The 10,499-nt window shown below is 72.0% G+C and carries 9 protein-coding genes and 1 pseudogene; 7 read left to right on the plus strand and 3 right to left on the minus strand.

Translation table 11 applies throughout. The features are described from left to right. Positions 1-203: 203 nt before the first annotated feature. Together ACWCO3_RS08165 and ACWCO3_RS08170 are read left to right on the plus strand one after the other, a co-directional pair. The gene (locus ACWCO3_RS08165) at positions 204-1,352 is read left to right on the plus strand and encodes a cysteine desulfurase family protein (RefSeq protein ID WP_358166477.1); all 1,149 of its coding nucleotides are present in this window, start codon (positions 204-206) and stop codon (positions 1,350-1,352) included. Then, positions 1,349-1,582, plus strand: coding sequence for a sulfurtransferase TusA family protein (locus ACWCO3_RS08170; RefSeq protein WP_145779651.1), 234 nt, complete (start codon positions 1,349-1,351; stop codon positions 1,580-1,582). Before ACWCO3_RS08165 ends, ACWCO3_RS08170 begins: the two co-directional genes overlap by 4 nt. Before the next feature lie 122 nt (positions 1,583-1,704). Here the strand turns inward: ACWCO3_RS08170 and ACWCO3_RS08175 are convergent, their stop codons facing one another. From ACWCO3_RS08175 to ACWCO3_RS08185, 3 genes are all read right to left on the minus strand, one after another. Continuing rightward, the gene (locus ACWCO3_RS08175) at positions 1,705-2,682 is read right to left on the minus strand and encodes a carbohydrate kinase family protein (RefSeq protein ID WP_145779650.1); all 978 of its coding nucleotides are present in this window, start codon (positions 2,680-2,682) and stop codon (positions 1,705-1,707) included. Between the two features lie 172 nt (positions 2,683-2,854). Then, entirely contained in the window at positions 2,855-3,223 is a 369-nt protein-coding gene (gene erpA / locus ACWCO3_RS08180) for an iron-sulfur cluster insertion protein ErpA (RefSeq protein ID WP_007463211.1), read from the minus strand. A gap of 161 nt (positions 3,224-3,384) precedes the next feature. Beyond that, on the minus strand, positions 3,385-4,524 hold the full coding sequence (locus tag ACWCO3_RS08185; protein WP_450009106.1) for a glycerate kinase family protein: 1,140 nt from the start codon (positions 4,522-4,524) through the stop codon (positions 3,385-3,387). 67 nt (positions 4,525-4,591) lie between these two features. Here ACWCO3_RS08185 and nadA point away from each other — a divergent pair, with 67 nt between their 5' ends. The 5 genes and pseudogenes from nadA to ACWCO3_RS08210 form a co-directional block, all read left to right on the plus strand. Beyond that, positions 4,592-5,791, plus strand: a complete 1,200-nt coding sequence (gene nadA, locus ACWCO3_RS08190; RefSeq protein WP_145785517.1) for a quinolinate synthase NadA — start codon at positions 4,592-4,594, stop codon at positions 5,789-5,791. A gap of 213 nt (positions 5,792-6,004) precedes the next feature. Continuing rightward, the gene (murA, locus tag ACWCO3_RS08195) at positions 6,005-7,360 is read left to right on the plus strand and encodes a UDP-N-acetylglucosamine 1-carboxyvinyltransferase (protein ID WP_145779648.1); all 1,356 of its coding nucleotides are present in this window, start codon (positions 6,005-6,007) and stop codon (positions 7,358-7,360) included. Positions 7,361-7,473: 113 nt separating this feature from the next. Next, the gene (locus ACWCO3_RS08200; protein ID WP_145779647.1) at positions 7,474-8,067 is read left to right on the plus strand and encodes a DUF3043 domain-containing protein; all 594 of its coding nucleotides are present in this window, start codon (positions 7,474-7,476) and stop codon (positions 8,065-8,067) included. 195 nt (positions 8,068-8,262) lie between these two features. Beyond that, the gene (locus tag ACWCO3_RS08205; RefSeq protein WP_145779646.1) at positions 8,263-8,823 is read left to right on the plus strand and encodes a helix-turn-helix domain-containing protein; all 561 of its coding nucleotides are present in this window, start codon (positions 8,263-8,265) and stop codon (positions 8,821-8,823) included. 384 nt (positions 8,824-9,207) lie between these two features. After that, positions 9,208-10,499, plus strand: a pseudogene (locus ACWCO3_RS08210) (hypothetical protein); the annotation flags it as partial.

Genomic DNA, 10,499 nt, shown 5'->3' on the forward strand with positions numbered 1-10,499 from the left:
GGCAAAGGCGTCACCGACGGTCGCAGATTACTCGACCATGACGGACTCGGCCGTGGTGGGGTCACTGTCCGCCCCCATCGGGGGGATCCCGGCCATACCGCCGCGATAGCGTTGCTACCTGTGAGCGCGAGGAGTGAGCCGGGGTTGCGAGCCCCGCAGCCGCGAACGAAGGCGGCTCTGTGAGCGCGAGGAGTGAGCCGGGGATGCGAACCCCGGTCTACCTGGACGCGGCGTCCGCCGCGCCGATGCATCCGGTGGCGCGGCAGGCGTTGCTGGCCGCGTTCGACGACGGCTGGGCCGACCCGGGCAAGCTCTACACGCAGGCCCGGCGGGCCCGGCAGCTGCTCGACGCCGCGCGCGAGGCCACCGCGCTGACGCTCGGTGTCCGCGCCGACGAGGTGTCCTTCACCCCCAGTGGTACGACCGCAGCCCACGGCGCGGTGCTCGGGGCCCTGGCGGGGCGGCGGCGGGTCGGGTCGACGCTTGTGCACTCGGCGATCGAGCACTCGGCGGTGCTGCACGCGGCGGAGCGGCACGTCGCAGCGGGTGGTACGGCAGTGGGCGTGCCGGTCGACCGGTCGGGCCGGTTGGATCTGAGCGCGTGGTCGGCGGCTGTGCGCGAACCCGGAGTCGCGTTGGCCTCCCTGATCACTGCCAGTCACGAGGTGGGGACCGTGCAACCGGTCGCCGAGGCGGCGGCCACCTGTGCGGAGGTGGGGGTGCCGCTGTACGTGGACGCCGCCCAGTCGGTCGCCCGGGTGCCCCTGCCCGCCGGCTGGTCGGTGCTCAGCGCGAGCGCCCACAAGTGGGGCGGTCCACCCGGGGTGGGAGTGCTGGCGGTTCGTAAGGGCACCCGTTGGGAGTCACCCTGGCCGGCCGACGAGCGGGAGGGTGGGCGTACCCCCGGGGTGGTGAATCTGCCCGCGGTGGTGGCTGCGGCGGCGAGCCTGCGGGCGGCGGCGGCCGACGCGGTGGCCGAGGCGGCCCGGCTGGCTCCGCTGGTGGACCGGATCCGGGCGCGGGTCGCGGCGGAGGTGCCCGACGTGGAGGTGGTCGGCGATCCGGTGCTCCGGCTGCCGCATCTGGTCACCTTCTCGTGCCTGTACGTCGACGGTGAGACGTTGCTGCATGCGCTGGACCGGCGGGGGTTCGCCGTGTCGTCCGGTTCGTCCTGCACCTCGTCCACGTTGCGTCCGTCGCACGTGCTGGAGGCGATGGGGGTGCTCTCGCACGGGAACGTGCGGGTCAGCCTGCACCGGGAGACGACCGAGGCGGACGTCGAGCGGTTCCTCGCTGAGCTGCCGACGATCGTGGCCGAGTTGCGTGCCGACGCTGGGGTGGTGGGGTTGTGACGATGCCAGACCAGGTCATCGACTGCCGGGGGCAGCGCTGCCCGCTGCCCGTGATCGCGGCCGCCCGGCGGTTGCCGCAGGTGCCGGTGGGAACGGTGGTCCGGGTGCTCGCCGACGACCCGGCGGCGGCTGTCGACATCCCCGCGTGGTGCCGGATGCGTGGGCAGGAGTTCCTGGGCGCGGTCAGCGGCCCCGACGGCCCCGCCTACGACGTCCGCCGCTCCCACTGAAGCCCACGCGTCCGGCCAGACGCGTCGATCATGGAGTTGTGGTGGGGACAAAAGGGCGCATAAGGCACCAACCCGCCACCACAACTTCATGATCGGCGCCGACCGGCGCGGTGGTCGCCGAGCTAGGGCAGGAGGTGGGCGCGAACCTCGTCGGCCGCGGTGTCGCCGTACGACTCGGCGAGCCGCTTGACGAACAGGTCGGGGCGGACGTCGTACTCCTGGGTTCCGACGGTCTCCAGGACCAGCGTGGCCAGCAGCGAGCCGACCTGGGCAGCCCGCTCCAGACCGACGCCCCAGGAGAGCGCGGTGAAGAACCCGGCCCGGAAGGCGTCGCCGACACCCGTCGGGTCGACCGCCCGGATCTCCCGCGCGATCGGTACGTGGATCGGGTCGATATCCCGGCCGGCGATCTCCACACCGTGCTTGCCCAGCGTGGTGACCCGCACCTTGACCAGGTCCAGCAGTTGGTCGTCGCTCAGCTTCGCCTTGCTCTGCAGCAGCGACTTCTCGTAGTCGTTGGTCATCAGGTACTCGGCGCCCTCGATCAGCGCCACCACGTCCTCGCCGCCCATCCGGGCGAGTTGCTGCGACGGGTCGGCGGCGAACGCGTACCCGCGGGTGCGGCACTCGGCCGAGTGCCGCAGCATCGCCTCGGGGTCGTTGGCGCTGACCAGCACCAGGTCCAGGCCGCCGAGCCGGTCGGCGACCGGGGCCAGCTCGATGTTGCGCGCCTCGCTCATCGCGCCGGCGTAGAACGACGCGATCTGGCACATGTCCGTGTCGGTGGTGCAGACGAACCGGGCGGTGTGCGCCACCTCGCTGATGTGCACCGAGTCGCAGTCCACGCCGTGGCGCTCCAGCCAGGAGCGGTAGTCGGCGAAGTCGGCGCCCACCGCGCCGAGTAGCACCGGGCGCAACCCGAGCTGGCCCATGCCGAAGCAGATGTTCGCCGCCACGCCACCGCGGCGGAGCACCAGGTCGTCCACCAGGAAGGAGAGGGACACCTTGTGCAGCTGATCGGCGATGAGCTGGTCGGCGAAGCGACCGGGGAAGCTCATCAGGTGATCGGTGGCGATCGAGCCGGTGACGGCGATCTTCATGTCAACCCTCAGGGTCGGGAGCAGGGCGCGGTCAGCCTACCGGCCCGGCAACCCGACGGTGACCGGTCGGTCGGACAACGGCCACCCGCTCGTCACGAGCACGTCGGGCCCGTTACGACGAAGGGGCCGCCCCGAAGGACGGCCCCGTCATCGCTGATGCGTGGTGTGTGACTCAGTTGAACGAGTCACCGCAGGCGCAGGAGTTGCCCGCGTTGGGGTTGTCGATGGTGAAGCCCTGGGCGTCGATCCGGTCGGCGAAGTCGATCGTCGCGCCGGAAAGGTACGGGGCGCTCATCCGGTCGACGACGACCTCGACACCACCGAAATCGGTGACGACGTCACCGTCGAGGGAACGCTCGTCGAAGAAGAGCTGGTACCGCAGGCCGGAGCAGCCGCCCGGCTGCACGGCGACGCGGAGCCGCAGGTCGTCGCGGCCCTCCTGCTCGATCAGGGCCTTGACCTTCTGCGCCGCGACGTCGGTGAGGACGACGGAAGTAGGGGCCTGGGCCTCGGTCGACTCGGTCTGCGCTGGCGTGGTCACGTGGAAGTCTCCCTGCGCGGTTTGGGTCCGGACGCACTGGCCAACGCCGCGCGCCGTCCAGTGATTCCCGGTTGTGGTCCTCAGCCGATCGTACGCCGCCCCGGGCGGGCGCACCCGGGTGGCGTGACGCCCGCCGCAGGTAGGCCCGGTGGCCGGAGCGCTCAGCGGCTCCACTGCCGGGCCAGCCGGGCGCCCAGGTCGCGTAAACCCTCGGCGGGTCGGCTCAGCGCGGCGTCGAGCCCGCCGCCCTCCTCGCCGCCGAAGTGCTCCACCAGGCTGTACGCGTCGGTGACCCCCGCCGAGGCGGCCTCCCGCCGGCCGGTGCTCACCTGCCCGGCGACCACCACGCACGGGACACCCCGGTCACGGGCCGCCCCGGCGACCCCGGCGACCACCTTGCCGCGCAGCGACTGGTGGTCGAACGACCCCTCACCGGTGATCACCAGGTCCGCGGTGTCCAGCGCGTCGTCCAGCCGGGTGGCCCTGGTGACCAGGCCGATGCCCGACTCGCAACCGCCGCCCAGGGCGAGCAGCGCCGCACCGATGCCACCGGCGGCGCCGCCCCCGGGCACCGTGCCGAGCCCTGCCGGGCAGCCGGGCAGGTCCCGCTCCAGCACCGCCGCGAAGCGCTCCAACGCGGCGTCGAGCAGCAGTACGTCAGCACGGTCGGCGCCCTTCTGCGGGCCGAACACGTTGCTCGCGCCGTGCAGGCCGAGCAGGGGGTTGTCCACGTCGGTGGCCGCGACGAGCCGGACGCCACGCAGCCGGGGTACGCCGTCCACCGCGTCGACAGCGGCGAGCGCCGCCCCGCCGTACGGGAGCGAGGCGCCACCCGGGTCAAGCGGTGTGACGCCCAGCGCGGCGAGCATCCCGGCCCCGGCGTCGTTGGTGCCCGAGCCGCCCAGCCCGATCACCACCGTCCGGGCGCCGCTCTCCACCGCTGCGGCCACCAACAGCCCCAGCCCGTACGAGGTGGTGGTCTTCGGGTCGCGCTCGGCCGAAGAGAGCAGATGCAGGCCGCACGCCTGGGCGCTCTCCAGGTAGGCGGTCGTACCGTCGGTGGTGAGCAGGATCTCACCGGCCGCCGGCCGGCCCAGCGGGTCGACCGTCGGGACCGGCACCCGCCGGCCGCCGAGGGCTTCGGCGAGCACCTCCACGAAGCCCGGCCCACCGTCGGCGAGCGGCCGGATCAGCAGCTCGTCGCCCTGGGCTACGGACCGCCAACCGTCGGCTACCGCAGCGGCCACCTCCGGTGCGGACAGGGTGCCGGCGAACTTGTCCGGGCAGAGCAGCACGCGCATGCCGAGCAGTGTGGCAGCCCACACCGAGGGAAGCTGCGGCGCGCTCGCGCTGTGGGACCATGGCTACGTGACTTCGACCTGGGTGGAACCCTCCAACACGGCGACGGCTCTGCTGCTGCTCGGCCGGGGCAGCGACCCCGACACCGAGCGTGGCGTCGAGTGTCCGGGCGACCTGCCGGCGCCCAGCGACCCTGATCTGGTGGCTCGCGCCACGGCCGCGAAGGCGAAGCTGGGCAGCAAGGTCTTCGTGCTGGGGCATCACTACCAGCGCGACGAGGTGATCCAGTTCGCCGACGTGACCGGCGACTCGTTCAAGTTGGCCCGGGAGGCCGCCGCCCGTCCGGATGCGGAGTACATCGTCTTCTGCGGCGTGCACTTCATGGCCGAGAGCGCCGACATCCTCACCACCGACGCGCAGCGGGTGATCCTGCCCGATCTGGCCGCCGGCTGTTCGATGGCGGACATGGCCGTCCTCGGCCAGGTCGAGGCCGCCTGGGACACGCTGACCGAGCTGGGCATCGCCGGCGAGACAGTGCCGGTGACGTACATGAACTCGTCGGCCGACATCAAGGGCTTCGTCGGCCGCAACGGTGGCGTGGTCTGCACCTCCTCCAACGCCAAGCGCGCCCTGGACTGGGCGTTCGAGCAGGGGTCGAAGGTGCTCTTCCTGCCCGACCAGCACCTGGGCCGCAACACGGCGGTGCTGGAGATGGGCCTGTCGTTGGACGACTGCGTGCTCTACGACCCGCACAAGCCGAACGGCGGGCTCACCCCGGAGCAGCTGCGGGACGCCAAAATGATCCTCTGGCGGGGGCACTGCTCGGTGCACGGCCGGTTCACGCTGGACAGCGTCAACGACGTACGGGAGCGGGTGCCCGGGGTCAACGTCCTGGTCCACCCGGAGTGCCGGCACGAGGTCGTCACCGCCTCCGACTACGTGGGCTCGACCGAATACATCATCAAGACCATCGAGGCGGCTCCGGCCGGTTCGGCGTGGGCGCTCGGCACCGAGCTGAACCTGGTCCGCCGGCTCGCGCTGGCGCACCCGGACAAGCAGATCATGTTCCTGGACAAGGCCGTCTGCTACTGCTCGACGATGAACCGGATCGACCTGCCGCACCTGGTCTGGGCGCTCGAGGAGCTGGTCGCGGGCCGGGTCGTCAACCAGATCACGGTGGACGCGGACACGGCGCACCACGCCCGGGTCGCGCTGGATCAGATGCTCGCCCTGCCCGGTTCGGACACCCCGCCACCGGCGGTGGCCTGATCACGATCCGTAGTGTTCTTGGTACGCAAAAGTGCCGGATCACCGATTAATGCCACACACGCCGATGTGACCGAGTCCTTTTTCGTCACCGAGGGCTATGCTGCCGGAGCGACGACACAAGCGGGCCGTTTCGACATGGCCGCATCCGGGGTAGCGACAGTTGTTCAGGCACCCCACCATCAACACGGCAGCACCGACGCGCTGGAGGTTGCGTTGACCGACGACGTCCTGGTTGTGCACGGAGGCACTCCGCTCGAAGGGCGGATCCGCGTGCGCGGCGCGAAGAACCTGGTTTCGAAGGCGATGGTCGCCGCGCTGCTCGGCGACAGCCCGAGCCGGCTGTTCGACGTGCCGAAGATCCGTGACGTCGAGGTGGTCCGGGGTCTGCTCGGTCTGCACGGCGTCAAGGTCACCGACGGCACCGAGGACGGCGAGCTCGTCTTCGACCCGGCGAACGTGGAGAGCGCCAGCACCGACCAGATCAACGTGCACGCCGGTTCCAGCCGGATTCCGATCCTGTTCTGCGGCCCTCTGCTGCACCGGCTCGGGCACGCGTTCATCCCGGACCTGGGCGGCTGCCACATCGGCCCGCGCCCGATCGACTTCCACCTCCAGGCGCTGCGCGAGTTCGGCGCCACTGTCGACAAGCGGCCGGAGGGTCTGCACCTGTCCGCGCCGAACGGGCTGCACGGCACCAAGTTCGCCCTGCCGTACCCGAGCGTCGGCGCCACCGAGCAGGTGCTGCTGACCGCGGTGATGGCCGAGGGTGTCACCGAGCTGCGTAACGCAGCGGTGGAGCCGGAGATCATCGACCTGATCTGCATCCTGCAGAAGATGGGCGCGATCATCAAGGTCCACACCGACCGGGTGATCGAGATCCAGGGCGTGCCGAAGTTGCACGGCTACACCCACCGGCCCATCCCGGACCGGATCGAGGCGGCGAGCTGGGCGGCTGCCGCGCTGGCCACCCGTGGTCACGTCGAGGTGCTCGGCGCGCAGCAGGCCGACATGATGACCTTCCTGAACATCTTCCGGTCGGTCGGCGGTGAGTACGAGGTCACCGACGCGCGCGCGCCGAAGCTGGGCGACCCGGGCCAGGAGGGCGGCATCCGCTTCTGGCACCCCGGCGGCGAGCTGAACGCGGTGGCACTGGAGACCGACGTGCACCCCGGCTTCATGACCGACTGGCAGCAGCCGCTGGTCGTGGCGCTCACCCAGGCCCGCGGCCTGTCGATCGTCCACGAGACGGTCTACGAGCAGCGACTGGGCTACACCGACGCGCTCAACTCGATGGGCGCCAACATCCAGGTCTACCGGGACTGCCTCGGCGGCACCCCGTGCCGCTTTGGCCGGCGCAATTTCAAGCACTCCGCGGTGATCGCCGGGCCGAGCAAGCTGCACGCCGCCGACCTGGTCATCCCGGACCTGCGCGCCGGGTTCAGCCACCTGATCGCGGCTCTCGCGGCCGAGGGCACCTCCCGGGTGTACGGCGTCGACCTGATCAACCGGGGCTACGAGGACTTCGAGGCGAAGCTCGCCGACCTGGGCGCGCACGCCGAACGTCCGTAACCTCGAACACCTTTCGTTCGCCACGACGGCTCCAGGTCGCGCTGCGACCTGGAGCCGTCGGCTCGTTGCACCGCGATGTGCACCGGGCGCGGACCGTTGGCTACCCTTGCCGCGTGCCGTCGCTCTTTCGCCGCAAGTCCACCGACCTCGTCGACGAGGCCGTCACCTCGGTAACCCCCGAGGAGACCGCCGAGCGTCCCCGGGGTTACACCCCTGCCAAGGGTCGGGAGACTCCGAAGCGGCCGACCGTCGGTCGCCGCCCGGCCGGCCCCAGCCGCCCCCTCACCAAGGAGGAGGAGCGGGAGCGTCGCCGCCAACTGCGCGCCGAGGCCGCATCGGAGTTCCGCCGCGAGGGCGGCCCGCGCGACCGCGGCCCGGAGCGGCTGCTGGCTCGCAACGTGGTCGACTCCCGGCGTACCGTCGGCACCTGGTTCTTCGGCGGCGCGCTGATCGTGCTGATCGGGTCCAACGCGGCCATGCCGGCGCCGGTCCGTCTGATCTCCAACCTGCTCTGGGGTGCGTTGGCGCTGGGTGTGGTCGTCGACTCGGTGCTGATCTGTCGCAAGATCGGCAAGCTGGTCAAGGAGCGCTTCCCGAAGACCGACCAGCGGATGGGTTCGCTGTACCTCTACGCGGTCATGCGGTCGATCACGTTCCGGCGGATGCGCGCTCCGGCTCCCCAGGTGAAGCTCGGCGACAAGGTCTGACCCCGGCTCCCCCACGCACTGCCACGATCTTCGAACTGCTGCCACGCGATCCGCGTGGCAGCAGTTTCGTCTTGGTGCGCGGGTCCTGCCGCTCCTTCCTGGTCCTGCCGGGGCGGGGCGGCTGTTCGCTGTAGCGTACGAAGAGTTCCCCAGGCTCTACGTGCGCCCGAACGCTCGACGCGATGGAGTGACGGCATGGCTCCGGAACCTGCGGCCCCGCTGGCCACCATCGCCGCCGCCCTGCGTCGGGAGCGGGAACGGGTAGGTGTTTCGTTGACCGAGCTGGCCCGCCGAGCAGGGGTGTCGAAGTCCACCGTCTCGCAACTGGAGGCGGGCACCGGCAACCCGAGCGTGGAGACGCTCTGGGCTCTGGGCGTGGCACTCGGCGTGCCGTTCAGCAGGCTGGTGGAGCCCGACGACCTCGACGTACGGGTGGTCCGGGCCGGAGACGGGCCGCACGTCCGCTCCGAACAGGCCGACTTCACCGGCACGCTGCTCAGCGCGGGCGCCGCGCACCTGCGCCGCGACGTCTACCTGATCGAGCTGGAACCGGGCGCCATCCGAACCGCGGACGCGCACACCCCGCGCAGTGTCGAGCACGTGGTGGTGGCCGCCGGCCGTCTGCGGGTGGGCCCGGAGACTGCTCCTGTCGAACTCAACCCGGGCGACTACGCCACGTTTCCCGGTGACGCCCCGCACAGCTACGAGGCACTCGCGCCCGGCACCTTCGCGGTCCTCATCATGGAGCACCCCTGACCGGAGACGGATCCCACCCGGGTCGGATGGCCGTCGGGTGCGGTAGGGTCGAAGACCAGATTCGGTTATAGGACCAAATGTCCGAAACCAATGGGATAACGTTTGCGCCCATCGGCGGCACCACAGTGGCGGTGAGCGAGTCCACGCCGTTACCCTCCATCCGCAGCCACGGGGTGCCGGAGCGGGCGACCTGACCCGGCACGCGAGGCCCCAGCGCGACAATTTGCAACGAGGTGACAACGCCGTGAGCGAGCGGACGCGAGCCGGCCACCGGGGCGTGGCAGGCGGCGACCGGACGCCCGGGGTTCACTCGGTTGTGGCTGCGCACAGCTCACCTCCGTCAAGAGTCGGCCGGGTGGCCGGGTGCGGCGACGGGCTCGACGGATGAACGGCCGTTACGACGACCGGTGGCCGGACCCCAACGAACCGTCCTGGGTGGTCGAACCGACGACCGAGTGGCACCCCCAGTTCCCCGGCCAGCGCTACCCGGGCGACATCGGTGCGCTCCACCAGCCGCCGTCGCGCGGCCGTGCGACGGTGACCGGCCGAGCCGAGGTCCCGCCGCTGGCCCCGACCCGCCCCGACGGCACCTACCTCGGTCGGTCCTGGGCCGATGAACCGCCGGCAGAGCCGCCACCCAGCAGGTCCTGGGTGGACGAGGGCGCGGGCGAGACACCGACCTACGGTCGACCCCGGGGCGACCTCGACGGGTCCACCTATGGCCGCCCCGACACCAGCGACTCCCGCACCTACGACCACGAGCCGTACCGCCGGCCACTACCGGAGCCACCCCGGCGCGACGACCGTCGCTCGCCCGAGACGGACCGGCGTACCGCCTGGTCCGACCGACGCCCCGCCGACGAGCGGGGACCGGCGCGGGAGGCCGCCTGGCACCGGGACCAGCCCGCCTCCGAGCGGTACGACGGTCGACGCGCGCGACCGGAACCCACCGACCGGGACCGGGGCCACCTCGGCACACCGCCGGTTTCCCCGGCGCCCCGGTCCGACGTCGGCTGGATGCCCGAGCCGGACGACTCGCCTCGTCGTCGGGGCACGCAGGACCGCCCAGCCGCCGGTTACGAGCGACACCCCGGCGACGGGTACGGCGAACGGCCCGCCCGTGACCGCAACGGCCGCACCGCCGACGACCGACCCGCCGACGGCGCCGACCGGTGGGCGTCGGTGGACGGCCGTACGCGGTACCGCGCCGACGGGTACCCGGACCGGACCGCGGGCGACGGCCGTCGCCCGGAGCGGCACTACCGGGCGGACGAGGCGGCCGAGGCGGCCCGGACGCCCAACGGTGGACGACGGCACCGGCCCGAGCCGGACATGCCGGAACAGCCCCGCCGCGACGACGACCGGCGTCGGCCCGACACCGACCCACACCGGCAGCAGCCCCGTGAGTCGGTCGCCCGCGCCGAGGCGTACCCGGAGTGGCGTTCCCGCGAGGAGGCCCGACCGGACGCCTACCGTGAGGACGGGCACCGCGACAACGGACGCCGCGAGGACGGGCACCAGGAGAACGGCTACCCCGAGCCTCGGCCCAGCCAGCGGCCCGACGGCAGCCTGCCCTGGCCGCCACCGGGCCCGCTTCGTCCGGACCGCACGCGCGAGCACCGCCAACTCCGCGTAGCCGGCGGCGATGCGCGCCCAGTCGGTCTCCTCCGGGGTAC

Source organism: Micromonospora sp. NPDC002411 (assembly GCF_053592955.1).